This is a genomic window from Enterobacter sp. KB-221C9 (genome assembly GCF_041320715.1).
Classification (GTDB): domain Bacteria; phylum Pseudomonadota; class Gammaproteobacteria; order Enterobacterales; family Enterobacteriaceae; genus Enterobacter; species Enterobacter asburiae_D.
The window spans coordinates 227,782-253,910 of the sequence record NZ_JBGIWG010000004.1 but is presented as its reverse complement, the minus strand read 5'-3'; the positions used below and the strand labels follow the sequence as shown (position 1 = coordinate 253,910).

The following is a 26,129-nucleotide window of genomic DNA, read 5'->3' as shown; positions in this document are numbered from 1 at the left end:
GTGATCCCTGAACGAGACACCCTGGCTGGCATGCCCCGTCAAATTATCGCTGCGGCAAATACTGCAGCGGGTTTACGGATTTCCCCTTGTAACGAATTTCAAAATGCAAGCGTGTAGAACTGGTTCCGGTGCTACCCATGGTAGCGATTTTTTGCCCCGCCTTAACTTCTTGTTGTTCCCGGACCAGCATTGTGTCGTTATGGGCGTAGGCACTCAGGTAATCATCGTTATGTTTGATGATAATAAGATTACCGTAACCGCGCAGAGCGTTACCGGCATACACAACGCGTCCGTCTGCGGTCGCGATGATAGCCTGTCCCTTACTCCCTGCGATATCGATCCCTTTATTTCCCCCTTCGGAGGAAGAGAAGTTCTCGATAACCTTGCCGTCAGTTGGCCAGCGCCATGCAGAGATTGGCGAACTGGAGGTCATACTGCTGGCAGTCGGTTCAGTAGAGCTAACCACAGGTGCCGTTACTGGTGCTGTGACAACAGTCGCAGTCCCTTTATTATTCGGCAACATTTTGTTAGCAGTCTGATCACCTGAATCCTCAGAATACGTAATTACAGGTTGTGAAGCAACCACCGTGGTGGATTTTTGTGCAGGCTTAACGCTGTTATTTTGAGCCGTCACATCGGCCGCAGAAACGGTGTTGCCAGGCGTAAGCGGCGTGCCCGTCGCGTTGCCCACCTGGAGCGTTTGCCCGACTTCCAGACCATACGGGGCCTGGACGTTATTGCGCTGCGCGAGGTCACGGAAATCGTTCCCGGTGATCCACGCAATGTAGAACAGCGTATCGCCGCGTTTCACGGTATAGGTGCTGCCACCGGTATAGCTGCCTTTCGGAATGTTCCCATACTGACGGTTATAGACTATGCGGCCATTTTGGGTCTGAACAGGCTGTTCCACTGGCTGAATCTGCGTCGGCTGCGTCATTGGACGCTGAACCGGCTGGATTGGCGGATTTTGTTGCGCCGTAGAGGTGCCCATTTTAGGCGGAGGTGTGATCAACATTCCGCTGGACGTGTTACCCGAGCCGCTGTTTCCACCGACAGAACTGACGGGCGCAGGCGCGTTGTTAGAGCTTGTACAGCCTGCCAGCCAGAGCGAAACCAGTGATAATGCCGCAACACGGCTGATGGTGAATTTAGGGCTTCCCGCGCTCATTTATCCCCCAGGAATGTGTTAACTACCAGTGACTTAAAATTTACCGTGATGGCACGAATCTTTCGCGCCACACCATACGCTGAATTTGCCTTAATAACCCTGGATAATTCCGAGTCTCAGGCCAACTCCCCCTTTACCAGAGGCACAAAGCGCACGGCTTCCACGGTGTCGATAATAAACTCGCCGCCGCGCCGACGAACGCGCTTCAAAAGCTGCTGCTCGTCCCCGACAGGCAGAACGAGAATGCCCCCCTCATCCAGCTGCGACAACAGGGCTGCAGGAATTTCAGGCGGGGCCGCCGTCACGATGATTGCGTCAAACGGCGCGCGCGCCTTCCAACCCTGCCATCCATCACCGTGCCGTGTCGAAACATTATGTAAATCAAGTTGTTTCAGGCGACGACGCGCCTGCCACTGTAAACCTTTAATCCGCTCAACGGAGCATACATGATGAACCAGATGCGCCAGGATCGCGGTCTGATATCCCGATCCGGTGCCAATCTCCAGCACGCGGGAGTCGGGCGTCAGCTCCAGCAGCTCCGTCATGCGCGCCACCATGTAAGGCTGCGAAATCGTCTGGCCCTGCCCGATGGGAAGCGCCACGTTTTCCCACGCTTTGTGTTCAAACGCCTCGTCTACAAATTTCTCACGCGGAACCTGAGCAAGCGCTTCAAGCACGTGCTCGTCGCGGATCCCCTGCGAGCGGAGTTGTTCCAGAAGAGTTTGTACACGTTTGTTTACCATTGCGCGTTCACTCCTGCGCGATCCAGCCAGCCCGACACCACATCATGCGCGCTATACGCGGTTAGATCTACGTGCAGCGGGGTAACCGAAACATAGCCTTCATCTACCGCGGCAAAGTCGGTATCCGGACCCGCATCGCACTTATCGCCGGGAGGGCCAATCCAGTAAAGCGTGTTGCCGCGAGGATCCTGCTGCGGGATCACCTGATCGGCAGGATGTCGGCTACCGCAACGGGTGACGCGAATGCCTTTAATTTCATCGAGAGGAAGATCAGGCACGTTGATATTGAGGATGCGCCCGGTACGCAACGGCTCGCGGCCGAGCGCCCGCAGGATCGAACAGGTCACCGCGGCGGCGGTGTCGTAGTGCGTATTGCCGTTTAACGAGACCGCCAGCGCCGGGAACCCCAGATGGCGCCCTTCCATTGCGGCCGCCACGGTACCGGAGTAAATCACGTCATCGCCGAGGTTAGGACCGGCGTTAATGCCGGAGACGACGATATCCGGACGCGGACGCATCAGCGCGTTCACGCCAAGAAAAACGCAGTCGGTTGGCGTCCCCATCTGCACGGCAATATCGCCATTTTCAAAGGTAAAGGTGCGAAGCGACGACTCCAGCGTCAGAGAGTTAGACGCTCCACTGCGGTTACGATCGGGTGCCACGACCTGCACATCCGCAAATTCGCGGAGGTGTTTCGCCAGGGTCTGAATGCCCGGCGCGTGGATCCCGTCATCGTTACTCAGCAATATTCGCATAATCACCCGAGGTGTTGATAAGTTCCCTGACAACACTGGTGGCAAAGCTACCTGCCGGTAGCCAGAAGCGTAACTCGACGGTTACGTCATCCCACCAGTTCCAGCTTAACTGCTGCGGATAAAGCAGCATCGCGCGGCGTGCCGCTTCGACTTTTTCCCGCACCAGCAAAGATTGCAATTCTGGCGCATCCGCTACGGCTGACTGCTCGGCGGCCAGCGCGTCGCCCTGGGTTCCCCAGTCGCTCGTACCGGGCAGCGCGGCGGTAATCATCAGCGCTTTTGCGTCCACGCGCGATTGCACATCGGCCATTTCTTCGGCCGTTGCCACAAACCAGCTCCCGCGTCCCGCTAATTGTAGCGCATCGCCAACAACAACTTGATTCGCGTCCGGTTTTTTCAGCCTTTCGCTCACAATCTGATTAAACAACGCACTGCGGGCCGCCGACAACCAAAAACTGCGTTTATTCCTGTCGCGCACCGGTGCATCGCTTTGCGCCCAGCGCAGTGCACCCTGCAGGTTGCTGCCGCCAATGCCAAAGCGCTGCGCGCCAAAGTAGTTCGGTACACCGCGTTCACTGATAGCGTTCAGACGTTTTTCAACGTCTTCGCGGTGGGACACGTCACGCAGCACCAGCGTAAAGTCGTTCCCCTTCAACGCCCCCAGACGCAGCTTGCGCTTGTGGCGGGCGAACTCCAGTACCTTACAGCCTTCAAGCTCAAATTTGCTTAAATCAGGCATCGTATTGCCGGGAACTCGCGCGCAGAGCCACTGTTCAGTGACGGCGTGTTTATCTTTCTGCCCGGCAAAGCTCACTTCGCGGGCATGAATTTTGAGGAATTTTGCCAGCGCGTCGGCCACAAAGCGGGTATTGCAGCCATTTTTCAGAATACGTACCAGGATATGTTCGCCTTCGCCATCCGGCTCAAAGCCCAGATCCTCCACCACGAGGAAATCTTCCGGGCTGGCTTTCAGCACCCCGTTCCCCTGCGGTTTACCGTGCAGGTATGTCAGGTTGTCGAAGTCCGTCATTTGCTCGCCTTCACCAGCAGCGCCACGGCTTCACAGGCAATCCCTTCGCCACGCCCGGTAAAGCCCAGCTTCTCGGTCGTCGTCGCTTTGACGTTCACGTCGTCCATATGGCAGCCCAGATCTTCTGCAATAAACACGCGCATCTGCGGAATGTGCGGCAGCATTTTCGGGGCCTGGGCAATAATCGTCACGTCAACGTTGCCGAGGGTGTAGCCTTTCGCCTGAATACGGCGCCACGCTTCGCGCAGCAGCTCGCGGCTGTCCGCCCCTTTAAACGCCGGGTCGGTGTCCGGGAACAGCTTGCCGATATCACCCAGCGCGGCAGCGCCCAGCAGCGCGTCGGTCAGCGCATGCAGTGCCACGTCGCCATCAGAATGCGCCAGCAGTCCTTTTTCATAAGGAACGCGCACGCCGCCAATGATAATTGGGCCTTCTCCGCCAAAGGCGTGTACATCAAAACCGTGTCCAATTCGCATTATGCCTTCTCCTGATGGGTCGAACGGGTAAGATAAAATTCCGCGAGCTGTAAATCTTCCGGACGCGTCACTTTAATATTATTAGCGCGTCCTTCAACAAGCTCAGGGTGGAAACCGCAATATTCCAGCGCAGAGGCTTCGTCCGTGATGGTCGCACCTTCTTTAAGCGCACGCGTTAAGCAGTCGTGGAGTAATTCGCGGGGGAAAAATTGTGGCGTCAGCGCGTGCCATAAATCGACGCGATCGACGGTGTGGGCGATAGCCTGTTTGCCCGGCTCGGCGCGCTTCATGGTGTCGCGCACCGGCGCGGCCAGAATCCCGCCAACCTTGCTTGTTTCGCTCAGGGCCAGCAGGCGCGCAAGGTCGTCCTGGTGCAGACACGGACGCGCCGCGTCATGCACCAGCACCCACTGCGCGTTTCCGGCGGCCTGAATGCCCGCCAGCACGGAATCGGCGCGCTCGGCACCACCGTCAACGACGGTAATCTGTGGATGATTTGCCAGCGGCAGCTGCGCGAAGCGCGCATCGCCAGGGCTGATAGCGATGATCGCACGCGTCACACGCGGGTGCGCCAGCAGCGCTGCCACAGCGTGCTCGAGGATCGTTTTATCGCCAATAGAGAGGTACTGCTTGGGACATTCTGTCTGCATGCGCCGGCCAAAACCTGCGGCCGGCACCACGGCGCATACGTCCGAAAAAGTTACTGCCATGTCGTAATCCTGGGCCTGATTATCGATTGTTTTGTGCTGAGCCCTGATTGCGTTTAGACGCATCCGGAACCAGACGATAAAAGGTTTCGCCCGGCTTAGTCATACTGAGTTCATTGCGTGCGCGTTCCTCAATCGCCTCTTGCCCGCCATTGAGGTCATCAATTTCAGCAAAGAGTTGATCGTTTCGCGCCTTAAGTTTGGCGTTTGTTGCCTGCTGAGCCGCGACGTCATCGCTCACCCGGCTATAGTCGTGCAGTCCGTTCTTACCGAACCACAGCGAATATTGCAGCCAGATTAGCAAAGCCAGCAACAGCAGCGTTAGTTTACCCATCCTGCCCCCTGAAAAACGGCATCATCATCCCAAGACTTCCCCAGAGCACTACGCCGGGGTAACAGAGATGCCGCAACATCGCGGGCAAATGTACCACATTTTTTCCGCAGAATCGTCCTGCACAATATCGTTACACAGTTGGTTACGGTTTGAATTATGGCTGAAGTTAGCCCATGAGCCACAAAAATAACAGACCAAACATCAGAACCACCGTCACAATCGTGACCACGGTGCTGTAGAGGAGCTTACCGTTGAGCAGAGAGTGCAGCGCAATGCCGACGACAACCGCCACGGGCATTAACGCCAGAAAGAAAGGCCAGGTGTAGAGAAAGAAGAACAGCGTGTTGCCGCCGTAGATGAGAAACGGAATGCCAAGCGCCAGCAGCCATGAGACGAAGCCAATGATGGCCCCAGGAAATGACCAGGTCGTTTCGTCGTCGGTCGCGAGCGGCTCCGACCCGGTGGTGGTGATGTAATGTTCACTGTTGCGCATAGCTAATCCTGTGACCGTGACTCATCGTTCGGGAAGACAGCTCCCGAACGATACCGTCTCAGGATCTGATAATATCGTCCCGTCGGAGCAGGTCTAATAATTGGCTTACTAAATTTGTTACCAATTGTTGACCTTCCAGGTGAATATCAGGCGATTCAGGCGCTTCGTATACCGCGTCAATTCCTGTGAAGTTGCGCAGTTCTCCGGCACGCGCTTTCTTGTACAGCCCTTTCGGGTCGCGCGCTTCGCAAATCTCCAGCGGCGTATCGACAAATACCTCGATAAAGCGGTCCTGGCCCACGCGTTCGCGCACCATCTGGCGCTCAGCGCGGTGCGGAGAGATAAACGCGGTCAGCACCACCAGCCCGGCGTCAGCCATCAGGCTGGCGACTTCGCCCACCCGGCGGATGTTCTCTTTGCGGTCATCGTCGCTAAACCCTAAATCGCTGCACAGGCCGTGACGCACGTTGTCGCCATCCAGCAGGTACGTGCTTACGCCCTGCTGATGCAACGCCTCTTCCAGCGCGCCCGCCACCGTTGATTTCCCCGAGCCGGACAGCCCGGTAAACCACAGCACAACTCCACGGTGACCGTGGAGCCGTTCGCGCTGGGCGACGGTCACCGGATGAGGATGCCAGACGACGTTCTCATCATGGGCGGCCATTACTTGCCTCCCAGCAGATCGCGTGCGCCCCAGTGCGGGAAGTGTTTGCGCACCAGCGCGTTCAGTTCCAGCTCGAAGGCGCTGAATTCAGACGTCGCGGCAGCCTGTTTAATCGGTTCGCGTACCATACCGGCCCCGACGGTAACGTTGGTCAGCCTGTCGATAAAGATCAGCCCGCCCGTGACCGGGTTCTGCTGATACGGATCCAGCACCAGCGGCTCGTCGAAGGTCAGATCGACCAGACCGATGCCGTTCAGCGGCAGCTCGGTGACGTCACGCTGGGTGAGGTTATTGATATCCACCTGATACTGAATACCGTCCACGCTGGCGCGGGTTTTCTTGCCGGCAATTTTGATGTCATAGCTCTGGCCAGCGGTCAGGGGTTGCTCCGCCATCCACACAACATCGACGGAGGCACCCTGCACTGCCGCCAGCGTTTCCTGCGCGTCGACCAGCAGGTCGCCCCGGCTGATATCAATTTCGTCTTTCAGCACCAGCGTTACGGCTTCGCCGGCGCCCGCGTCCTGCAGGTCACCGTCGAAGGTGACGATGCGGGCGATAGTCGATTCCACGCCGGATGGCAGCACCTTGACGCGCTGACCTACCTTCACGGAGCCTGACGCGAGGGTGCCGGAGAAACCGCGGAAATCGAGGTTTGGACGGTTCACGTACTGCACCGGGAAGCGCATCGGCTGGGTATCGACCACGCGCTGAATTTCAACGGTTTCCAGCACCTCCAGCAGCGTAGGACCGCTGTACCACGGCATGTTCGCGCTCTGGGAGGCGACGTTATCCCCTTCCAGCGCCGAGAGCGGTACAAAGCGAATATCCAGGTTGCCCGGCAGTTGCTCGGCAAAGGTCAGATAGCTCTGGCGGATCTCCTCAAACTTCTCTTCGCTGAAGTTCACCAGATCCATCTTGTTGACCGCCACCACCAGGTGTTTGATCCCCAGCAGCGTCGAGATAAAGCTGTGACGACGGGTCTGATCCAGCACGCCTTTACGCGCGTCCATCAGCAGGATCGCCAGGTCGCAGGTGGAGGCGCCGGTCGCCATGTTACGGGTGTACTGCTCGTGCCCCGGGGTGTCGGCAATAATGAATTTGCGCTTCTCGGTAGAGAAGTAGCGGTAGGCCACGTCGATGGTGATGCCCTGCTCGCGCTCCGCCTGCAGGCCGTCCACCAGCAGGGCCAGGTCGAGTTTTTCGCCCTGGGTGCCGTGGCGCTTGCTGTCGTTATGCAGGGAAGAGAGCTGATCTTCATAAATCTGGCGCGTATCGTGCAGCAGGCGGCCAATCAGGGTACTTTTCCCGTCATCCACGCTGCCGCAGGTCAGAAAACGCAGCAGGCTTTTGTGTTGTTGCGCGTGCAGATACGCTTCCACGCCGCCTTCGTTGGCAATTTGTTGAGCAATAGTGGTATTCATGGCGGCTCCTTAGAAATAACCCTGACGTTTCTTCAGCTCCATGGAGCCTGCCTGGTCGCGGTCAATCACGCGTCCCTGTCGCTCGCTGGTGGTGGACACCAGCATCTCTTCGATGATCTCCGGCAGCGTCTGCGCGCTGGATTCCACCGCGCCGGTCAGCGGCCAGCAGCCGAGGGTACGGAAACGCACCATCTGTTTTTTGATTACCTCACCCGGCTGCAGGTCGATGCGATCGTCGTCGATCATCATCAGCATGCCGTCGCGCTCCAGCACCGGGCGCTCGGCGGCCAGATACAGCGGAACGATTTCGATGTTTTCCAGGTAGATGTACTGCCAGATATCCAGCTCGGTCCAGTTGGAGAGCGGGAAGACGCGAATGCTTTCGCCTTTGTTGATCTGACCGTTGTAGTTGTGCCACAGCTCCGGGCGCTGGTTTTTCGGGTCCCAGCGGTGGAAGCGGTCGCGGAAGGAGTAGATACGCTCTTTGGCACGGGATTTCTCTTCGTCACGGCGCGCGCCGCCGAAGGCCGCGTCAAAACCGTATTTATTCAGCGCCTGCTTCAGCCCTTCGGTTTTCATGATATCGGTGTGCTTGGCGCTACCGTGCATGAACGGGTTAATGCCCATCGCCACCCCTTCCGGATTTTTATGCACCAGCAGCTCGCAGCCGTAGGCTTTCGCGGTACGGTCGCGGAACTCGTACATTTCGCGGAATTTCCAGCCGGTATCCACGTGCAGCAGCGGGAACGGCAGCGTGCCCGGATAAAACGCTTTACGCGCCAGATGCAGCATGACGCTGGAATCTTTACCGATGGAGTACATCATCACCGGGTTAGAAAACTCGGCGGCCACTTCGCGGATGATATGGATACTCTCCGCTTCGAGCTGCCGCAGGTGTGTAAGACGTTTTTGGTCCATAACCGTTCCTTAAGCCAAATTTACAACAGAAGAACCAAAGCCTTCTGTATCGGTTGTGTGTTGGAACCAGGCGAGCGTGCTGTGCAGCTGCACCACTTCTCCCACCACGATCAGGGCGGGCATCGGGGCGTCTTTCGCCAGGGTTGCAAGATGTTCCAGCGTGCCCGTCGCAACGTGCTGATCGACGCGCGTGCCGCGAGAAATGACGGCAACGGGCGTCGTCGCCTCGCGACCGTGCTGAATAAGCTGTTCGCTGATATCCGCCGCCTTCATCGTGCCCATGTAAATCGCCAGCGTCTGGCGGCTCTGGGCGAGATGCGACCAGTCGAACGGCGTGCTGTCGGCCTTGTAGTGGCCGGTCACAAAGGTCACGCTCTGGGCGTAATCGCGGTGGGTGAGCGGGATACCGGCGTAGGCCGTTACCGCAGAGGCCGCCGTAATGCCGGGCACCACCTGGAACGGTACGCCCGCTTCGGCTGCCGCCTGCAGCTCTTCGCCGCCGCGACCGAAGATAAACGGATCGCCCCCTTTCAGGCGCACCACGGTTTTACCCGCTTTGGCGGCGTCAACCAGCATCTGGTTGGTCTCGTGCTGCGGCACCGAGTGCTCGCCAGCCCGTTTGCCGACGCAGATTTGCTCCGCGTCGCGACGGATCAGCTCGCGCACGCCGTCGGTGACCAGATGGTCGTAAAACACCACGTCCGCGTCCTGCAGCACCTGCAGGCCACGCAGCGTCAGAAGCCCGGCATCGCCCGGCCCTGCCCCCACCAGAATGATCTCCCCGCCCGTGCTGCCGGGGTTATCCAGCTCGTCCTCGAGGATTTTCTGCGCCGCCGTCTCATTACCGGCATGCATCAGGCTGGCAAAGCGGCCGCGAAATACGCGTTCCCAGAAGCGACGGCGTTCCGTCACGCTGGTCAGGCGCGTTTTCAGGTGGTTACGCCAGAAGCTGGCTTTTTCCGCCATGCGCCCGAGGCTGGTCGGCAGCAGCGCTTCGATTTTTTCACGCAGCACGCGCGCCAGCACGGGCGCGGTGCCGCCGGAGGAGATCGCCACCAGCAGCGGCGAACGGTCAACGATCGACGGGAAGATAAACGAGCATAATGGCTGGTCGTCCACCACGTTCACCAGGCGGTAACGGGCCTGAGCGGCGTCCGAAATCCGCCGGTTCAGGTCGCGATCTTCGGTCGCCGCAATCACCAGCACTACGCTGTCGATTTGAGATTCGTCAAAATCCGCTTCTGCTACTACCCGCACCTGCGCCCCTGCGCGCTGCAGAAACGCGATTTTGCGATCGGCAATTTCACCCGTGCCTACAACCAGCACCGGCTTCTCTTTTATCGCGGCAAATAAGGGCAGATAGTCCACAAGCAACAACTCACTAACAACGAGGAATAAAGGGACTATAGGGGGCGGCTTAGACCGAATGAAATTACGAATTGGAATGAGTAGTTACTCAATGGAATAACGCCGTGAAAAAGCTAATACCAAAAAATGCTTAACACGCGAAATTTCGGGCATTTAAGAGCAATTCAAATTGTGTATGGACGATCACAGTTTCATACTAAGCGGGTTATTATTTTGCTCAGTTTTTAAGGACTCACTATGTTTTCCGCAATGCGCCACCGTATTGCTGCCCTGGCGCTCGGCGTTTGCTTTATTCTTCCGGCCCAGGCAAAAAACCAACCTTATGGTGAAATCGCCACTCTGCAGGCGCGGCATATTGCCACCGTCTTCCCCGGCCGCATGACCGGTTCGCCTGCGGAAATGCTCTCCGCGGACTATCTTCGCCAGCAGTTTGCCGACATGGGTTACCAGAGCGATATCCGCGCGTTTCACAGCCGCTACGTTTATACCTCCAGAAATAAAACCAAAAACTGGCATAACGTGACCGGCAGTACGGTTATCGCGGCGCATGAAGGGAGTGCAAACGAGCAGATTATTATTATGGCGCACCTTGATACCTACGCCCCGTTGAGCGATGGCGATACGGATAACAACCTCGGCGGGCTGACGCTGCAGGGCATGGACGACAACGCGGCAGGCCTGGGCGTGATGCTCGAACTGGCCGAGCGGATGAAGGATATTCCAACCCAGTACGGTATTCGTTTCGTGGCCACCAGCGGTGAAGAAGAGGGCAAACTCGGCGCTGAGAATCTCCTTAAACGCATGAGCGCAGAAGAGAAGAAAAATACGCTGCTGGTGATTAACCTCGATAACCTGATCGTCGGCGATAAGCTTTATTTCAACAGCGGGCAGAGTACGCCGGGTACCGTGCGGAAACTGACGCGCGACCGGGCGCTGGCGATTGCCCGCAGCCATGGGGTTTATGCCACCAGCAACCCCGGCGGTAACCAGGATTATCCGCGGGGAACAGGCTGCTGCAACGACGGGGAAGTGTTCGACAAGGCTGGCATTCCGGTGCTGTACGTGGAAGCGACAAACTGGGGATTGGGCAAGAAAGATGGCTATCAGCAGCGGGCTAAATCGAAAGCCTTCCCGGACGGAACAAGCTGGCACAACGTGATGCTGGATAATCAGCAGCACATTGATAGCGCGCTGCCGCAGCGGATTGAACACCGCAGCCGTGATGTGGTGAAGGTGATGCTGCCGCTGGTGAAGGAGCTGGCGAAAGCGGGGAAAGCCTGAGGTCGTTAAGCCCGGTGGCGGCTACGCCTTACCGGGCCTACGTATCAATCGAGCCTTTGTAGGCCCGGTAAGCGCAGCGCCACCGGGCGAAATGACATTATCCTTCGTGCAGTCCGCACTCGCGCTTCAGCCCAAAGAATCGCGTCTCTTCTTCCGCCATTCCCGGTTCCCATTTGCGCGTGGTGTGGGTGTCGCCCACCGACAGATAGCCCTGGTCCCACAGCGGATGGTACTTCAGCCCGTGTTTTTGCAGATACTGATACACCGTCCGGTTATCCCAGTCGATAATCGGCAGCACTTTAAACACCCCGCGCTGGACCGCCAGCACCGGCAACGTTGCTCGGCTGCCGGACTGCTCGCGGCGTAGCCCTGCAAACCACGTCTGCGCATTGAGCTCTTTCAGCGCCCGGTTCATCGGCTCAACTTTGTTGATCTCATTGTATTTCTCAATGCCCTCAACGCCCTGCTCCCACAGCTTACCGTAGCGCGCCTCCTGCCAGGCCGCGCTTTCCGTCGCGCGGTAAACTTTGAGGTTCAGCTTGAGCTTGTCCGTCAGCTCGTCAATAAACTGGTAGGTTTCCGGGAACAGGTAGCCGGTATCGGTGAGGATCACCGGAATGTCCGGACGGATCTGATTCACCAGATGCAGGCTGACCGCCGCCTGAATACCAAAGCTCGACGACAGCACATAGTCTCCCGGCAGGTTTTCCAGCGCCCACGCCACGCGCCCTTCGGCGTCCAGCTTTTCAAGGTGGGCATTGGTTTCTGCCAGCGCCAGAATGCGTTCGACTTTTGGCAGGTCATTAAGGGCGTTTAGATCGAGTACGGACATAAGAACCTCGTTTGCCTGTTTTGCCGGGCGGCACTGCGTTTGCCCGGCCTACAAAACCCGTAGGCCCGGTAAGCGAAGCGCCACCGGGCAAAGGATGGGTTACTCCCAGAAATCCCTTGCGGGATCGAGCACCGGGCGAATGATGCCCGCACGCACCGTAAAGTCGCCGAAGCCTTCACCCGCTTCGCGCTCTTTCGCCCAGCGCCCGACAAGCTCGTCGATGGAATCAAGAATTTCCGGTTCCGTAATATTTTCACGGTACATACGCGGAATGCGCGTGCCGATACGGTTACCGCCAAGGTGCACGTTGTAACGACCCGGCGCTTTCCCCACCAAGCCCAGCTCGGCCAGCATCGCGCGACCGCAGCCGTTCGGGCAGCCGGTGACGCGCATAACAATATGCTCGTCCGGAATACCGTGTTTTTCCAGAATCGCCTCCACTTTGTCAGTAAATGACGGCAGGAAACGCTCCGCCTCGGCCATCGCCAGCGGGCAGGTCGGGAACGACACGCAGGCCATCGAGTTTTCACGCTGCGGTTTAACCGCATCCATCAACCCATGATCGCGCGCCAGCTTCTCGATCTTCGCCTTCTGGCTCTCCGGCACGCCGGCAATAATCAGGTTCTGGTTAGCGGTAATGCGGAACTCGCCTTTATGGATCTTAGCAATTTCCAGCAGACCGGTTTTCAGCGGACGGCCCGGATAATCCAGAATACGGCCGTTTTCGATAAACAGCGTCAGGTGCCATTTATTATCGATACCCTTCACCCAGCCAATGCGATCGCCGCGACCGGTGAATTCGTAAGGGCGAATCGGCTCAAACTTGATGCCTGCGCGACGCTCCACTTCCTCTTTGAACGTCTCAACACCCACGCGCTCCAGGGTGTATTTGGTTTTCGCGTTTTTACGGTCAGTACGGTTGCCCCAGTCGCGCTGGGTGGTCACTACCGCTTCCGCCACGGCGAGCGTGTGCTCCAGCGGCAGGAAGCCGAACTCGCTCGCGGTGCGGGCGTAGGTTTTCTTGTTACCGTGCTCAATAGACAGGCCGCCGCCCACCAGCAGGTTAAAGCCAATCAGCTTGCCGTTTTCGGCAATCGCCACGAAGTTCATGTCGTTGGCGTGCAGATCGATATCGTTCTGCGGTGGGATCACGACCGTGGTTTTAAACTTACGCGGCAGATAGGTCTGGCCGAGGATCGGTTCTTCGTCCGTGGTCGCGACTTTTTCCTGATCGAGCCAAATCTCCGCGTAGGCGCGGGTACGCGGCAGCAGGTGTTCAGAGATCTTCTTCGCCCACTCATAGGCTTCGGCGTGCAGCTCGGACTCATACGGGTTCGAGGTGCAAAGCACGTTACGGTTCATGTCGTTGGCGGTCGCCAGCGCGTCCAGCCCGACCGAGTGCAGCATCTGATGCACCGGCTTGACGTTCTTCTTCAGAATACCGTGGAACTGGAAGGTCTGACGGTTGGTCAGGCGGATGCTGCCATAAATCGTATTTTCACCCGCAAACTTGTCGATGGCCTGCCACTGTTTGGTGGTGATCACCCCGCCCGGCAGACGGCAGCGCAGCAGCATCGCATGACGCGGCTCCAGCTTCTGTTCTGCGCGCTCGGCGCGGATGTCGCGATCGTCCTGCTGGTACATGCCGTGGAAGCGGATCAGCAGGAAGTTGTCGCCTTTGAAACCGCCGGTGAGACCGTCATTCAGATCTTCAGCAATGGTGCCGCGCAGATAGTTGCTTTCCAGCTTCATGCGCTCGGCGTCTGTCAGTTTACCTTCGACCACCAGTGGCCCTGGATGTTTTTCGCTCATTAGTAGACATCTCGCTGATAACGGCGCTCAACGCGCAGCTCACTTAAAAATTCATCCGCCGTTTCGGCATCCATACCGCCGAATTCGGCAATCACTTCCAGCAGTGCCTGCTCAACGTCTTTCGCCATGCGATTGGCGTCGCCGCAGACATAAATGTGGGCACCGTCATTGATCCAGCGCCACAGCTCTGCGCCCTGTGCGCGCAGTTTGTCTTGTACGTATACTTTTTCTTTCTGGTCGCGGGACCAGGCCAGATCGATGCGGGTCAGTACGCCTTCTTTCACATAGCGCTGCCACTCAACCTGGTAGAGGAAATCTTCAGTAAAGTGGGGGTTGCCGAAGAACAGCCAGTTTTTACCCGGCGCGCCGTCTGCCGCGCGCTGCTGCATAAAGGCGCGGAACGGCGCAATGCCGGTGCCTGGGCCAATCATGATGACCGGGGTTTCCGGGTTCGTCGGCAGGCGGAAGTTGTCGTTGTGCTCGATAAAGACGCGCACTTCGCCCTCTTCTTCCACGCGATCGGCCAGGAAGCCAGAGGCCCCACCCGCACGGGCACGGCCTTCGATGTCGTAGCGCACCACGCCCACGGTAACATGTACTTCACTCTCCACTTCTGCCTGGGAAGAGGCGATGGAGTACAGGCGCGGGGTCAGCGGACGCAGCAGGCCGATCAGCGCATCGGCATCCAGCTGAGCCGGAGAGAAACGCACCATATCGACAATTGGCGTCGTCGCGGCGTAATGCTGCAGTTTCGCTTTGTCACCCACCAGCGGCAGCAAGGATTCGCTGCGCGTTAAGGTGGCGTAATTTTCGACGATATTCGGGGTGTTCACCGTCAGCTCGAAATGCCACTGCAGGGCGTCTGAAAGCGGCTGAGTTTTGCCGTCAACGGTGACAGGCTCGTCACCCTTCAGCCACAGCAGCTCAACCAGCTCTTTCACCAGCGCCGGATCGTTCTGATACCAGATACCCAACGCATCGCCCGGCTGATAGCGCAGGCCAGAGTCGCCGAGATCGATTTCGATATGGCGCACGTCTTTTTCCGAGTCGCGGCCGGTAATTTTCTGATTCACCGACAGACTCGCCGTGAGCGGCGCCTCTTTGGTGTACGGGCTGGTGTGAATGTCGTTGACGGCACCCGTCGCGGTGAACGCGGCCTGCGCCGACGTCTCTTTCGGCACGCGCGCTTTCAATACCTCAACGATGCGCGCGCGCCATTCGGCGGCGGCGGTCTGGTATTCAACATCCGCGTCAACGCGGTCCAGCAGGCGCTCCGCGCCCAGCTCCGCCAGCTTGCTGTCGAAGTCTTTACCGGACTGGCAGAAAAATTCATAGGAGGTATCGCCCAGGCCAAAGACGGCAAAAGCCGTGCCATCCAGCTTCGGCGCTTTTTTCGAGAACAGGAACTTATGCAGCGCCACCGCTTCTTCAGCGGGTTCACCTTCCCCCTGCGTAGAGGCAACCACCACCAGCAGTTTTTCTGACGCGATTTGCTTAAATTTATAATCCCCGGCGTTGACCAGGTTCACGTTCAGTTTGGCGGCCAGCAGGTCGTCACGCAGCGCTTCGGCCACGCGGCGGGCATTGCCCGTCTGCGAGGCGGAAATCAGGGTAATGGCCGGAATTTCAACGGCCGTTACCGGTGCACCCGCCACAGCGCCAGGCTGCTGATTGAGCATTCCCCAGAAATAACCGGAGACCCAGGCAAGCTGAGTGGGAGAAAAATCAGAGGTGGCAGCCTGAAGGCGCGCCAGTTGCTCCGGGTTCAGGGGAAGCAAATTTGAAGGTGGGGCCTGTGTTGTCATGCGTCGTTATGTTCCAGTAGCCAAGCGGACTTTAAGCGAATAAATCCAAACTGAAGATAAGGTTAACGGCGAGGATAATAACAATTAAAGAAGGGATGGAAATAATAAATAACCAAATGGACTAACCTGTTTTACTTATCGTTCTTAACAGTAAAAGCGATTAATTAACCCGTTGAAATATAATACGAAAATTAACGAAAACTGGACGTTTAGCGGCTCAGTATCTATTGAGCCGTTTTAGTTAATGCTAAAAATTGTGCTTTCCGGTACTATGCGGCGGTTTTTTCCGCATTACTGAGAGCGATCATGTCCACCACACTGTTTAAAGATTTCACCTTCGAAGCCGCCCACCACCTTCCGCATGTCCCAGAAGGGCATAAATGCGGCCGTCTGCACGGGCATTCGTTCATGGTGCGTCTTGAGATCACCGGTGAAGTTGATCCGCATACCGGTTGGATCATGGATTTTGCCGAGCTGAAGGCGGCGTTTAAGCCGACCTACGATCGTCTGGATCACTACTACCTGAATGATATCCCGGGCCTTGAAAACCCGACCAGCGAAGTGCTGGCAAAATGGATTTGGGATCAGATGAAGCCGCTGGTGCCGCTGCTGAGCGCGGTGATGATCAAAGAGACCTGCACCGCTGGCTGTATCTATCGCGGGGAGTGATGCTTGCCGGGTGGCGCTGACGCTTACCCGGCCTACAAGAGCCCCGAACCATAGGCCCGGTAAGCGCTAACGCCACCGGGCTTTTTTTTAGGCAATATTCAGATACTTGTGCGTCTGCATCGACAGGCGCCAGTTACGCGCAATACAGGTTTCAATGCACAGGCGCGTCGCGTCGTCTTTCTGGCTGATCGGCTGAAGCGCAATGACGCGCTGCTTTTCATCCGTCAGCGTTGCCAGCAGTTCATCCAGCGCCTCGATATCACGCACGCGCCCTACCGGGTGCTTAATCTCATCCGCGCGTTCCAGCGCCTGAGACAGCACGTCATACCCGCCGCGCATATTCACTTTTGGCGATACCGTCACCCAGGTCGTGTGTGAACAGCGCACTTCATGGGTGCCGCTGGTTTCAATCTGGCAGCTGTAGCCGTTCTTTTCGAGCAGCTCGGTCAGCGGCGTCAGATCGTGGATGCAGGGTTCACCGCCGGTGATCACCACGTGGCGCGCCGTCCAGCCCTGACGACCAATAATGGCCAGCAGATCTTCTGAACTGCCCGCGCCCCACTTATCGCTCTCTTTGGTTTTCGCCAGAATACTAAACAGCGACACTTCCCGATCTGCGAGCTTATCCCACGTATGTTTGGTATCACACCAGGCACAGCCAACCGGGCATCCCTGTAAACGAATGAAAATAGCGGGAACGCCGGTAAAGTAACCCTCGCCTTGCAGGGTCTGGAACATCTCGTTAATCGGGTACTGCATAGTCATCTCAGTAAAGGGGATAAACGATAAGTATCGCAGATCCCCGCCGGATGGTCATGCTCCATCGGTGCTTTGCGCGCCAATCGCCGCCATAAAACGCTCGGTAATTTGCTGTGGACGGGTGATCGCGCCGCCGACGACGACCGTATGCGCGCCCAGCGCCAGGCATCTGGCCGCGCGTTCAGGCGTATCCACGTTACCTTCGGCAACCACGGGTACCGTCACGGCAGCCAGCACGGCCTTCAGGAACGCGCAGTCGTTCTCCGGAAGCGAATGGCCCGCCGTTTCCGCCGTATAGCCGTAAAGCGTGGTGCCGACGCAGTCAAAGCCAAGCGCCTGCGCCGTCACGGCTTCACTCACGGAGGCGATATCCGCCATCAGCAGCACCGAGGGATAGCGCGAGCGAATGCGCGTGACCAGCGTTTCCAGGGATCCCCCACCGGGACGCTCCCGCGCCGTCGCATCAAGCGCAATGATTTCCGGAGAGACGCTCATAAGCTCATCCACCTCTTTCATCGTGGCGGTGATAAACACTTCGCTTTCCGGGTAATCCCGTTTGATGATGCCGATGACCGGCAAAGAGACCTGCTGCTTAATGGCCTCGATATCCACCACGCTGTTGGCACGAATGGCAGCGGCCCCGCCCTGCGCCGCCGCCAGCGCCATCCGCGACATAATAAACGGGCTGTGCAGCGGTTCATTCTCCAGCGCCTGACAGGAGACGACCAGTTTTCCCTTCAGGTTATCCAGTACAGTTTTCATTACGATAAGATCTCTTCCACTTCGTTTTTGATAATCGTGACGTGCGGGCCATAAATGACCTGAACACCGTTACCGCGCACGATAACGCCGCGCGCGCCGGTGGCTTTCAGCGCCGCGTCATTCACTTTGCTGCCGTCCTTCACCGTGACGCGAAGCCGCGTGGCGCAGCAGTCCACCTCTTCCAGATTGTCTTTTCCGCCTAATCCAGCGATCACCGCAACGGCGCGCTCGCTCTGCGAGAAGGTCACCTCATCGGCCACCGCCTCCTTTTCCCGACCCGGCGTGGCGAAATCGAAGCGGTTAATCAGGTAGCGGAAGGTGAAGTAGTAAAGGAAGAACCACGGCACGCCGACCAGCGGAACGAACATCCAGTTGGTTTTGGCCTCCCCCTGCAAAATGCCGAACAGCACGAAGTCGATAAACCCGCCGGAGAAGGTTTGTCCGATGGTGATATGCAGCATGTGGGCGAGCATGAACGCCAGCCCGTCAAACAGCGCATGAATGACGTAAAGCACCGGCGCAATAAACAGGAAGGAGAACTCGATAGGCTCGGTAATCCCGGTCAGGAACGAGGTTAACGCCGCAGAGAGCAGCAGCCCGGCAACGCGCTTTTTGTTCTCCGGTTTTGCCGTGTGGTACATCGCCAGACACGCGCCGAGCAGGCCAAACATCATCGTAATAAAGCGCCCGGACATGAAGCGCGACGTGCCCTCATAGAAATGCTGCGTGTTCGGGTCGGCCAGCTGGGCAAAGAAGATCCGCTGTGTGCCCTCAACCAGGTGACCGTTGACAATCTCACTGCCGCCGAGCGCGGTGGTCCAGAACGGCAGATAGAAGATGTGGTGCAAACCAAACGGGCCCAGCATGCGCAAAATGAAGCCGTACAGCAGGGTGCCCAGATAACCGGTGGCATCCACCAGGCCGCCGAGACCAAAAATCAGTTTCTGGAAATGCGGCCAGACCACGGTCATGAGCGCGCCGACGAGTATCGCCGCCAGGGAGCTGATAATGGGGACAAAGCGCGAGCCGCCAAAGAACCCGAGGAACTGCGGAAGCGCAATTTTATTAAACCGATGATGGAGCGCGCAGGTCACCAGCCCAATCACCACGCCGCCAAACACGCCGGTTTCCAGCGTCTGAATACCCAGCGTCATGCCCTGCCCCACAGCGCCCGGGTTCTCGTGCGCCTGTTTGCCGGTGAGGATCAGCAGCGCGTTGATGGTGGCATTCATCACCAGAAACGCGAGCAGCGCCGCCAGCCCAGCCGTGCCCTTATCGCTTTTTGCCAACCCGACGGCTACGCCAACCGCAAACAGCACCGAGAGGTTCGCAAACACAATTGAACCGGCGCTGCTCATGATGGTGAAAATGGCCTGCAGCCAGCCCACGTCTAGAAACGGATAAGCCGTCAGCGTATTGGGATTCGATAGCGCGCCGCCTATCCCCAGCAGCAGACCCGCCGCGGGCAACACGGCGATGGGCAACATAAAGGATTTACCAAAGCGCTGCGCTTTTTCAAACCATCCCCCCGAAGAAGCGCCACTGAACATTTGCATCATTTTTTCATCTCCCCTTTAATTGATGAAAATTTTTACCACATAAATATTATTACGTGAAAATTATCATCAAAAACCAGGAAGCCGATCATACTTTTTCAAAATGACTGGCATCTTTCCCCTCCTTTCCGCCACACTAGTCGCAGCGAAACACATTAAGGACGTGGCATGTCGGACCATGAAAATCTGCTGCTGAAGCTCCGCCAGGAGGCTTCCGGGTACAGCCCAACGCAACAAAAACTCGGCGAGTTTGTCCTCAGCGATCCCGCCCGGGTGCTCTACCTGACGATCACTGAGCTGGCGCGCGAGAGCCACACCAGCGAGGCCAGCGTCACGCGCCTTTGCCGGACGCTGGGCTGCAAGGGCTATAACGAATTTAAAATGGCGCTTGCGCTGGATATTCAGCAGGGCCAGCCCGCGCGTCAGGCGGGGGATGAGATTGATAACGTCGTGGATGAGTCGGTGCAGGCTTTGCAGGATACCGCCAGACTCCTCGACCGCACGCTGCTTGAAAAGGCCGCGCTGGCGCTGCACCAGGCGCAATCCGTTCAGATTTATGGCGTCGCGGCCAGCGCGATCCTCGGGGAGTATCTGCATTACAAGCTGCTGCGGCTGGGTAAACCCGCACAGCTGTTTAGCGATATGCACCGCGCGGCCATGAATGCGACAACGCTTTCGAAAGAGACGCTGGTTGTGGCCATCTCCAGCTCGGGTTCAACGCGGGATCTACTCCACGTGGTGAAGCTTGCCCGCAAGCGCGGCGTGAAGGTTCTGGCACTCAGCAATACGCCCCGCAGCCCGCTGGCGTCTCTGAGCGACATGCTGCTGGTTGCCGCCAAACCAGAGGGGCCCCTTAGCGCAGGCGCGCTCAATGCTAAGGTGGGGGTGATGCTGCTGGTCGAGCTGCTGACCACGTCCATGATTGCGCTGGATGGTCATTACGGCGACGTTAGCCAACAAACAGCCAGCGCCACGCTTCCCCTTTTGCTCTGAAAAACATTCGCAGGCTAAATAAATCAGCCTGCGAATGATTTGAGTTAAGTGGTGTTTAAATCATTTATTTGGTAAATGTTTGGTGTAACAAATTATTATTTTTATTACATTTTGAATTAAGTTAATCATTTGACACCACACCAATAAAAATCATTAAAATCAATTGATTAAAATTTATATTTTAATAAAATGAATTTTTACCATTTCATTAATGTCCAATATATCCACCCGATTTCCTTTTCTTAAAATAAGCTTAAGACGCCATTGATTTCGGCGTTTTATTATTTAAATGCCGTTTACTTTTGCGCGCCTACAATCCGCCTCATCAATCATAATGAGACGGTATTAATGAAGATGTTATTGATTACAGGCGTGACCGGATTTCTGGGCGGTGCAGTTCTTGAAAAAATCCTGACCAACGATCAACCCGTAAAACTGCTTTTGCTCGCGCGTGCCGGCAATCCGCAAAGCGGACTGCAGCGCGTGCTGGAGAATATGCGTAAGTTCAACGTTCCTGAGGACAAACTGGCCTCCCTGAGCGTGGATAATATCCTGATTGGCGATCTCAGCCAGCCAGAGGCCTTTCTTAACGATCCCCGTCTGGATCGGGTCACGCATGTCGTTAACTGTGCGGCCGTCGCCTCATTTGGTAATAACCCGCTGATCTGGAAGGTCAACGTTGAAGGTACGCTCGCGCTGGCACGCCGCATGGAGCAGGTCGCAGGACTGCAGCGTTTCCTCCACGTCGGCACCGCGATGTCATGCACGCCGGAGCAGGATTCACTGGTCGCCGAAAGCGCTGAATTCAGAGAGAATGCTGAACACCTGGTGGAATACACGTTTTCGAAGTCAACCATTGAACAGCTGATGCGTCAGGAGTGTCCGAACCTGCCGCTGCTCATCGCCCGCCCGTCCATCGTCGTCGGCCATACCCGTCACGGCTGTACGCCGTCGAGCAGCATTTTCTGGGTCTTTAGCATGGGCCTGATGCTGCAGAAGTTTATGTGCTCAATGGAAGACCGGATCGACGTTGTTCCGGTGGATTATTGCGCCGATGCGCTGTTAATGCTGCTCAACAGCAACGCGCGTCCAGGAGAAGTGGTACACATTTCTGCGGGAGAAGAGAACAGCGTTCGCTTTGCGGATATCGATCAGGCAATGGCGCAGGCGCTGGAGAAAGCCCCCGTCGGGGATAAATATGCGCAGGTCAGCTACGAAACGCTGGTCAGAATGCGCCGCGAGTTGAAACATATTTTTGGGCCGTGCAACGAACGTCTGATGCTGAAAGCCATGCGTTTATACGGTGCGTTTGCCACGCTTAACGTGCGCTTCAGCAACGATAAGCTGCTGAGCATGGGGATGCCGAAGCCACCCCGTTTTACGGACTACATCGCCCGCTGCGTGCAAACCACCCAGGGGCTGACCATTCCGGAGCAAATGGCGGTCGATTTTAAATAGCCAAAAAAAATGCCAGTCATTCGACTGGCATTTTCATTTTAAGGCTTAAGCAATTATGCCTGGCCTTTGATCTCTTTCAGACCGTTGTATGGTGCTTTCTCGCCCAGCGCTTCTTCGATACGAATCAGCTGGTTGTATTTAGCAACACGGTCAGAACGGCTCATAGAACCGGTTTTGATCTGGCCTGCAGCGGTACCCACAGCCAGGTCGGCAATGGTAGCGTCTTCAGTTTCGCCAGAACGGTGAGAGATAACAGCGGTGTAGCCAGCGTCTTTCGCCATTTTGATCGCAGCCAGAGTTTCGGTCAGAGAACCGATCTGGTTGAATTTGATCAGGATGGAGTTAACGATGCCTTTCTCGATGCCTTCTTTCAGGATCTTGGTGTTGGTTACGAACAGGTCGTCACCAACCAGCTGGATTTTGTCGCCCAGTACTTTAGTCTGGTATGCGAAGCCAGCCCAGTCAGACTCGTCCAGACCGTCTTCGATAGACACGATTGGGTACTGTTTGGTCAGGTCTTCCAGGAAGTGAGTGAACTCTTCAGAGGTGAACGCTTTGTTGCCTTCGCCAGCCAGAACGTATTTACCGTCTTTGTAGAATTCAGATGCTGCACAGTCCATCGCCAGGGTGATGTCTTTGCCCAGCTCGTAGCCAGCAGCTTTTACTGCTTCTGCGATAACAGCCAGTGCTTCTGCGTTAGAACCCAGGTTTGGCGCATAGCCACCTTCGTCACCAACAGCAGTGTTCATACCTTTAGCTTTCAGAACTTTAGCCAGGTTGTGGAACACTTCAGAACCCATACGTACCGCTTCTTTCAGGGATTTCGCGCCAACTGGCTGAATCATGAATTCCTGAATATCAACGTTGTTGTCTGCGTGCTCACCACCGTTGATGATGTTCATCATTGGTACAGGCATGGAGTATTTGCCTGGGGTGCCGTTCAGTTCAGCGATGTGCTCGAACAGTGGCTGACCTTTCGCCGCCGCAGCTGCTTTGGCGTTCGCCAGGGAAACAGCCAGGATTGCGTTCGCACCGAAGTTAGATTTGTTTTCAGTACCGTCCAGATCGATCATGATCTTGTCGATGCCAGCCTGGTCTTTGGCGTCTTTGCCAAGGATTGCCTGAGCAATCGGACCGTTTACAGCGCCAACCGCTTTCAGTACGCCTTTGCCCAGGAAGCGGGATTTGTCGCCATCGCGCAGTTCCAGCGCTTCGCGAGAACCGGTAGAAGCACCTGATGGAGCAGCAGCCATACCAACGAAACCACCTTCCAGGTGAACTTCGGCTTCAACGGTCGGGTTACCACGGGAGTCGATGATTTCACGACCGATGACTTTAACGATTTTGGACATTAGATTTTCCTCAGTACAAGTTAAACTAAAACTCCAGACAAACAACGCGTACCAAAGGTACGCGTTGCCGTTCTAACTTTTTTTACTTCGCCTGACGCTTCTGGTAGTCGCTGGCGGCCTTCACGAAGCCTGCAAACAGCGGGTGCCCGTCACGTGGCGTTGAAGTAAATTCCGGGTGGAACTGGCAGGCGACAAACCAAGGATGGTTTGGCACTTCAATGATCTCGACTAACTGATCATCCCCGGAGCGGCCCGCAACACGCAGGCCCGCGGCTTCAATAGGTTTCAACAACATGTTGTTGACTTCATAGCGGTGACGATGGCGCTCGGTGATGACCGGCTCGCCATACAGCTTGCGAACCACGCTATCGTCAGACAGCTGGCAGGCCTGTGCGCCAAGACGCATGGTGCCACCCAGATCGCTTTTCTCGGTACGGACTTCGACGTTACCTTCTTCGTCACGCCATTCAGTGATAAGCGCCACCACAGGGTACTTACAGTCTGGCACAAATTCCGTAGAGTTCGCGTTTTCCATTCCCGCTACGTTGCGCGCAAATTCGATCAGCGCAACCTGCATACCCAGACAGATGCCGAGGTATGGGATATTGTTTTCACGCGCATAGCGCGCGGTGGCGATCTTGCCTTCTACACCACGGTAGCCGAAGCCGCCAGGGATAAGGATAGCATCCAGATCTTTCAGGATTTCAACGCCACGCGTTTCTACATCCTGCGAATCAATCAGCTTGATGTTCACGGAGACACGGTTCTTCAGACCACCATGTTTCAGCGCTTCGATCACTGACTTATAGGCATCTGGCAGTTCAATGTACTTGCCGACCATACCGATAGTCACTTCGCCTGCCGGGTTGGCTTCTTCATAAATAACCTGTTCCCATTCAGACAGGTTAGCTTCCGGACAGTTCAAGCTGAATCGTTTACAAATATAATCGTCCAGGCCCTGCGATTTCAACAGGCCCGGGATTTTATAAATGGAATCGACATCTTTCATTGAAATAACGGCTTTTTCAGGCACGTTACAGAACAATGCAATTTTCGCACGTTCGTTCGCCGGAACCGCGCGATCGGAGCGGCAAACCAGGATATCTGGCTGAATACCAATAGAGAGCAGCTCTTTCACAGAGTGCTGAGTCGGCTTGGTTTTCACTTCACCTGCGGCGGCCATGTACGGCACCAGGGTCAGGTGCATGAACAGCGCGTTTTCACGGCCAATATCTACCGCCAGCTGACGAATCGCTTCCAGGAATGGCAGGGATTCGATATCACCCACGGTACCGCCGATTTCAACCAGCACCACGTCGTGGCCTTCGCCACCCGCAACAATGCGTTCTTTGATTGCGTTCGTGATGTGCGGGATAACCTGAACGGTTGCCCCCAGGTAGTCACCACGGCGCTCTTTACGCAGAACGTCGGAGTAGATGCGGCCAGTCGTGAAGTTGTTACGACGGGTCATTTTGGTGCGGATGAAACGCTCGTAGTGGCCAAGATCCAAATCGGTTTCAGCGCCGTCTTCAGTAACGAACACTTCCCCGTGTTGGATTGGGCTCATGGTGCCCGGATCGACGTTGATGTACGGATCCAGTTTCATCATGGTCACATTGAGGCCACGGGCTTCAAGAATGGCTGCGAGGGAGGCTGCGGCAATGCCTTTACCCAGAGAGGATACGACCCCGCCGGTCACAAAAATATAGTTCGTTGTCATGCTGAACCTGAGAAGTTAGGGTGAAACGATGGAATAACCAGGACGGGAAAGTAGTATACCCGAACACGGCGAGCGCCACAAACTTTCATTCTCCGTCTCCATTCCAGGCCATGACAAACATAAGGAGTGAGAAAATAGCCCCTTTTGGGTAAATGTTTTTGACGCAAATCAAGCGCTTGTCATTTAAAAAATCACACAAATTGCGCTTGATCGCAAAATCTCGTTAGAGATCAGATTCCTGGCGCTTTACTTCCTGCCAGACTTCTTCCATTGCCTCGAGGTCAATGCCGGTCATTTCCAGGCCTCGCGAGGCCACAATCCGCTCAACTTCGCGAAAGCGTCGTTCGAATTTTATGTTGGCTTTTTGCAGTGCGGTTTCCGCTTTTACACCCAGGTGGCGAGAAAGGTTGACGGTCGCAAACAGCAGGTCGCCCATCTCTTCCTCAAGCTTTGCTTCATCCACCACCGCCTGCTGCGCTTCGTGCATGACTTCATCAATCTCTTCGTGCACTTTATCCAGCACCGGGCCGAGGGAGGTCCAGTCAAAACCCACTGCTGAGCAGCGTTTCTGGATTTTATGCGCGCGCATCAGCGCGGGCAGGCTCAGCGGAATATCATCCAGCGCCGAGTGCTGAGATTTTTCCGCCCGTTCGGCGCTTTTGATCTGCTCCCAGCGGGCCAGCACTTCCGCGCTGTTCCCTGCGGTCGCATCGCCAAAGATATGGGGATGACGGCGCTCCAGCTTGTCGCTTATAGCAGCGCAGATATCGTCAAAGTTAAAGCGCCCTTCTTCCTGCGCCATTTGCGCATAGAACACCACCTGGAACAGCAGATCGCCCAGCTCGCCGCGCAGGTCGTCAAAATCTTCACGGGAAATCGCGTCCAGCACCTCATAGGTCTCTTCAAGGGTGTAAGGGGCGATGGTGGCGAAAGTCTGCTCTTTGTCCCACGGACAGCCGTTTTCCGGGTCGCGCAGGCGTTTCATGATGCCGAGCAGGCGGTCGATTTGAGTCATAGTTTTTTCCATTAAAAAACAAGCCGGGTGGCGGC

General features: G+C 56.4%; 25 protein-coding genes. 4 read left to right on the top strand and 21 right to left on the bottom strand.

The window, feature by feature from the left end:
- Positions 1 to 43 precede the first annotated feature (43 nt).
- From nlpD to cysG, 12 genes are all read right to left on the bottom strand, one after another.
- Positions 44 to 1,168, bottom strand: coding sequence for a murein hydrolase activator NlpD (gene nlpD / locus AB8846_RS07380; RefSeq protein WP_029741538.1), 1,125 nt, complete (start codon positions 1,166 to 1,168; stop codon positions 44 to 46).
- A 116-nt stretch (positions 1,169 to 1,284) separates the two neighbouring features.
- Positions 1,285 to 1,911 carry a protein-L-isoaspartate(D-aspartate) O-methyltransferase gene (locus AB8846_RS07375; RefSeq protein WP_063144737.1) on the bottom strand — a complete coding sequence of 209 codons (627 nt, stop codon included), beginning with the start codon at positions 1,909 to 1,911 and terminating at the stop codon, positions 1,285 to 1,287.
- Positions 1,905 to 2,666, bottom strand: a complete 762-nt coding sequence (surE, locus tag AB8846_RS07370; protein ID WP_063144736.1) for a 5'/3'-nucleotidase SurE — start codon at positions 2,664 to 2,666, stop codon at positions 1,905 to 1,907. Before surE ends, AB8846_RS07375 begins: the two co-directional genes overlap by 7 nt.
- Positions 2,647 to 3,696: a tRNA pseudouridine(13) synthase TruD gene (truD, locus tag AB8846_RS07365; protein WP_370732411.1), complete on the bottom strand. Its 1,050-nt coding sequence runs from the start codon at positions 3,694 to 3,696 to the stop codon at positions 2,647 to 2,649. The genes surE and truD overlap by 20 nt, the downstream gene beginning before the upstream one ends.
- Complete coding sequence (ispF, locus tag AB8846_RS07360; RefSeq protein WP_063144734.1) at positions 3,693 to 4,172, bottom strand: 2-C-methyl-D-erythritol 2,4-cyclodiphosphate synthase; 480 nt, start codon at positions 4,170 to 4,172, stop codon at positions 3,693 to 3,695. The genes truD and ispF overlap by 4 nt, the downstream gene beginning before the upstream one ends.
- The gene (gene ispD / locus AB8846_RS07355; protein WP_370732410.1) at positions 4,172 to 4,882 is read right to left on the bottom strand and encodes a 2-C-methyl-D-erythritol 4-phosphate cytidylyltransferase; all 711 of its coding nucleotides are present in this window, start codon (positions 4,880 to 4,882) and stop codon (positions 4,172 to 4,174) included. Before ispD ends, ispF begins: the two co-directional genes overlap by 1 nt.
- Positions 4,883 to 4,901: 19 nt before the next feature.
- Positions 4,902 to 5,213, bottom strand: coding sequence for a cell division protein FtsB (gene ftsB / locus AB8846_RS07350; RefSeq protein WP_008499609.1), 312 nt, complete (start codon positions 5,211 to 5,213; stop codon positions 4,902 to 4,904).
- Between the two features lie 166 nt (positions 5,214 to 5,379).
- Positions 5,380 to 5,706, bottom strand: coding sequence for a DUF3561 family protein (locus tag AB8846_RS07345; RefSeq protein ID WP_008499610.1), 327 nt, complete (start codon positions 5,704 to 5,706; stop codon positions 5,380 to 5,382).
- A 58-nt stretch (positions 5,707 to 5,764) separates the two neighbouring features.
- Positions 5,765 to 6,370 carry an adenylyl-sulfate kinase gene (gene cysC / locus AB8846_RS07340; RefSeq protein ID WP_370732409.1) on the bottom strand — a complete coding sequence of 202 codons (606 nt, stop codon included), beginning with the start codon at positions 6,368 to 6,370 and terminating at the stop codon, positions 5,765 to 5,767.
- Complete coding sequence (cysN, locus tag AB8846_RS07335) at positions 6,370 to 7,794, bottom strand: sulfate adenylyltransferase subunit CysN (protein WP_370732408.1); 1,425 nt, start codon at positions 7,792 to 7,794, stop codon at positions 6,370 to 6,372. Before cysN ends, cysC begins: the two co-directional genes overlap by 1 nt.
- A 9-nt stretch (positions 7,795 to 7,803) precedes the next feature.
- Entirely contained in the window at positions 7,804 to 8,712 is a 909-nt protein-coding gene (gene cysD, locus AB8846_RS07330; protein ID WP_370732407.1) for a sulfate adenylyltransferase subunit CysD, read from the bottom strand.
- Positions 8,713 to 8,721: 9 nt separating this feature from the next.
- The gene (gene cysG, locus AB8846_RS07325) at positions 8,722 to 10,080 is read right to left on the bottom strand and encodes a siroheme synthase CysG (RefSeq protein WP_370732406.1); all 1,359 of its coding nucleotides are present in this window, start codon (positions 10,078 to 10,080) and stop codon (positions 8,722 to 8,724) included.
- A 237-nt stretch (positions 10,081 to 10,317) separates the two neighbouring features.
- On the opposite strand from cysG, the gene AB8846_RS07320 reads away from it, so the two are divergent.
- A complete protein-coding gene (locus AB8846_RS07320; RefSeq protein ID WP_370732405.1) occupies positions 10,318 to 11,361 on the top strand; it encodes an aminopeptidase in 1,044 nt (347 codons plus the stop codon).
- A gap of 97 nt (positions 11,362 to 11,458) precedes the next feature.
- On the opposite strand, the gene cysH is transcribed toward AB8846_RS07320, so the two are convergent.
- The 3 genes from cysH to cysJ form a co-directional block, all read right to left on the bottom strand.
- Complete coding sequence (gene cysH / locus AB8846_RS07315; protein WP_023308999.1) at positions 11,459 to 12,193, bottom strand: phosphoadenosine phosphosulfate reductase; 735 nt, start codon at positions 12,191 to 12,193, stop codon at positions 11,459 to 11,461.
- Positions 12,194 to 12,292: 99 nt separating this feature from the next.
- Positions 12,293 to 14,005, bottom strand: coding sequence for an assimilatory sulfite reductase (NADPH) hemoprotein subunit (gene cysI, locus AB8846_RS07310; RefSeq protein WP_370732404.1), 1,713 nt, complete (start codon positions 14,003 to 14,005; stop codon positions 12,293 to 12,295).
- Positions 14,005 to 15,810 (bottom strand): NADPH-dependent assimilatory sulfite reductase flavoprotein subunit, encoded by a 1,806-nt coding sequence (gene cysJ / locus AB8846_RS07305; protein ID WP_370732403.1) that lies wholly within the window; start codon positions 15,808 to 15,810, stop codon positions 14,005 to 14,007. The genes cysI and cysJ overlap by 1 nt, the downstream gene beginning before the upstream one ends.
- Positions 15,811 to 16,116: 306 nt before the next feature.
- Here cysJ and queD point away from each other — a divergent pair, with 306 nt between their 5' ends.
- Entirely contained in the window at positions 16,117 to 16,479 is a 363-nt protein-coding gene (gene queD, locus AB8846_RS07300) for a 6-carboxytetrahydropterin synthase QueD (RefSeq protein ID WP_023309002.1), read from the top strand.
- An 87-nt stretch (positions 16,480 to 16,566) separates the two neighbouring features.
- Here queD and queE read toward each other — a convergent pair whose 3' ends face one another.
- From queE to AB8846_RS07285, 3 genes are read right to left on the bottom strand one after another with little or no spacing between them, the layout of a single operon-like run.
- Entirely contained in the window at positions 16,567 to 17,238 is a 672-nt protein-coding gene (gene queE, locus AB8846_RS07295) for a 7-carboxy-7-deazaguanine synthase QueE (protein ID WP_023333236.1), read from the bottom strand.
- Between the two features lie 54 nt (positions 17,239 to 17,292).
- Positions 17,293 to 18,000, bottom strand: coding sequence for an N-acetylmannosamine-6-phosphate 2-epimerase (locus AB8846_RS07290; protein WP_370732402.1), 708 nt, complete (start codon positions 17,998 to 18,000; stop codon positions 17,293 to 17,295).
- Positions 18,000 to 19,559 carry a PTS transporter subunit EIIC gene (locus tag AB8846_RS07285; protein ID WP_370732401.1) on the bottom strand — a complete coding sequence of 520 codons (1,560 nt, stop codon included), beginning with the start codon at positions 19,557 to 19,559 and terminating at the stop codon, positions 18,000 to 18,002. Before AB8846_RS07285 ends, AB8846_RS07290 begins: the two co-directional genes overlap by 1 nt.
- A gap of 165 nt (positions 19,560 to 19,724) precedes the next feature.
- Between AB8846_RS07285 and AB8846_RS07280 the strand changes: the two genes are divergently transcribed.
- Positions 19,725 to 20,549: a MurR/RpiR family transcriptional regulator gene (locus tag AB8846_RS07280; protein ID WP_024909265.1), complete on the top strand. Its 825-nt coding sequence runs from the start codon at positions 19,725 to 19,727 to the stop codon at positions 20,547 to 20,549.
- A gap of 348 nt (positions 20,550 to 20,897) precedes the next feature.
- Positions 20,898 to 22,007, top strand: coding sequence for an SDR family oxidoreductase (locus AB8846_RS07275; RefSeq protein ID WP_331411375.1), 1,110 nt, complete (start codon positions 20,898 to 20,900; stop codon positions 22,005 to 22,007).
- 53 nt (positions 22,008 to 22,060) lie between these two features.
- On the opposite strand, the gene eno is transcribed toward AB8846_RS07275, so the two are convergent.
- The 3 genes from eno to mazG all read right to left on the bottom strand — a co-directional run bounded on the left by eno (position 22,061) and on the right by mazG (position 26,094).
- Positions 22,061 to 23,359 (bottom strand): phosphopyruvate hydratase, encoded by a 1,299-nt coding sequence (gene eno, locus AB8846_RS07270; protein ID WP_010434599.1) that lies wholly within the window; start codon positions 23,357 to 23,359, stop codon positions 22,061 to 22,063.
- Positions 23,360 to 23,441: 82 nt separating this feature from the next.
- Positions 23,442 to 25,079 carry a glutamine hydrolyzing CTP synthase gene (gene pyrG, locus AB8846_RS07265; protein ID WP_063144726.1) on the bottom strand — a complete coding sequence of 546 codons (1,638 nt, stop codon included), beginning with the start codon at positions 25,077 to 25,079 and terminating at the stop codon, positions 23,442 to 23,444.
- A gap of 223 nt (positions 25,080 to 25,302) precedes the next feature.
- Positions 25,303 to 26,094 carry a nucleoside triphosphate pyrophosphohydrolase gene (mazG, locus tag AB8846_RS07260; RefSeq protein WP_063144725.1) on the bottom strand — a complete coding sequence of 264 codons (792 nt, stop codon included), beginning with the start codon at positions 26,092 to 26,094 and terminating at the stop codon, positions 25,303 to 25,305.
- Positions 26,095 to 26,129: the final 35 nt, after the last annotated feature.

Bases quoted from the DNA above. Each gene is read 5' to 3' on its own strand.
- nlpD (WP_029741538.1), bottom strand. From the start codon at position 1,168: ATGAGCGCGGGAAGCCCTAAATTCACCATCAGCCGTGTTGCGGCATTA.
- AB8846_RS07375 (WP_063144737.1), bottom strand. From the start codon at position 1,911: ATGGTAAACAAACGTGTACAAACTCTTCTGGAACAACTCCGCTCGCAG.
- surE (WP_063144736.1), bottom strand. From the start codon at position 2,666: ATGCGAATATTGCTGAGTAACGATGACGGGATCCACGCGCCGGGCATT.
- truD (WP_370732411.1), bottom strand. From the start codon at position 3,696: ATGACGGACTTCGACAACCTGACATACCTGCACGGTAAACCGCAGGGG.
- ispF (WP_063144734.1), bottom strand. From the start codon at position 4,172: ATGCGAATTGGACACGGTTTTGATGTACACGCCTTTGGCGGAGAAGGC.
- ispD (WP_370732410.1), bottom strand. From the start codon at position 4,882: ATGGCAGTAACTTTTTCGGACGTATGCGCCGTGGTGCCGGCCGCAGGT.
- ftsB (WP_008499609.1), bottom strand. From the start codon at position 5,213: ATGGGTAAACTAACGCTGCTGTTGCTGGCTTTGCTAATCTGGCTGCAA.
- AB8846_RS07345 (WP_008499610.1), bottom strand. From the start codon at position 5,706: ATGCGCAACAGTGAACATTACATCACCACCACCGGGTCGGAGCCGCTC.
- cysC (WP_370732409.1), bottom strand. From the start codon at position 6,370: ATGGCCGCCCATGATGAGAACGTCGTCTGGCATCCTCATCCGGTGACC.
- cysN (WP_370732408.1), bottom strand. From the start codon at position 7,794: ATGAATACCACTATTGCTCAACAAATTGCCAACGAAGGCGGCGTGGAA.
- cysD (WP_370732407.1), bottom strand. From the start codon at position 8,712: ATGGACCAAAAACGTCTTACACACCTGCGGCAGCTCGAAGCGGAGAGT.
- AB8846_RS07320 (WP_370732405.1), top strand. From the start codon at position 10,318: ATGTTTTCCGCAATGCGCCACCGTATTGCTGCCCTGGCGCTCGGCGTT.
- cysH (WP_023308999.1), bottom strand. From the start codon at position 12,193: ATGTCCGTACTCGATCTAAACGCCCTTAATGACCTGCCAAAAGTCGAA.
- cysI (WP_370732404.1), bottom strand. From the start codon at position 14,005: ATGAGCGAAAAACATCCAGGGCCACTGGTGGTCGAAGGTAAACTGACA.
- cysJ (WP_370732403.1), bottom strand. From the start codon at position 15,810: ATGACAACACAGGCCCCACCTTCAAATTTGCTTCCCCTGAACCCGGAG.
- queD (WP_023309002.1), top strand. From the start codon at position 16,117: ATGTCCACCACACTGTTTAAAGATTTCACCTTCGAAGCCGCCCACCAC.
- queE (WP_023333236.1), bottom strand. From the start codon at position 17,238: ATGCAGTACCCGATTAACGAGATGTTCCAGACCCTGCAAGGCGAGGGT.
- AB8846_RS07290 (WP_370732402.1), bottom strand. From the start codon at position 18,000: ATGAAAACTGTACTGGATAACCTGAAGGGAAAACTGGTCGTCTCCTGT.
- AB8846_RS07285 (WP_370732401.1), bottom strand. From the start codon at position 19,559: ATGATGCAAATGTTCAGTGGCGCTTCTTCGGGGGGATGGTTTGAAAAA.
- AB8846_RS07280 (WP_024909265.1), top strand. From the start codon at position 19,725: ATGTCGGACCATGAAAATCTGCTGCTGAAGCTCCGCCAGGAGGCTTCC.
- AB8846_RS07275 (WP_331411375.1), top strand. From the start codon at position 20,898: ATGAAGATGTTATTGATTACAGGCGTGACCGGATTTCTGGGCGGTGCA.
- eno (WP_010434599.1), bottom strand. From the start codon at position 23,359: ATGTCCAAAATCGTTAAAGTCATCGGTCGTGAAATCATCGACTCCCGT.
- pyrG (WP_063144726.1), bottom strand. From the start codon at position 25,079: ATGACAACGAACTATATTTTTGTGACCGGCGGGGTCGTATCCTCTCTG.
- mazG (WP_063144725.1), bottom strand. From the start codon at position 26,094: ATGACTCAAATCGACCGCCTGCTCGGCATCATGAAACGCCTGCGCGAC.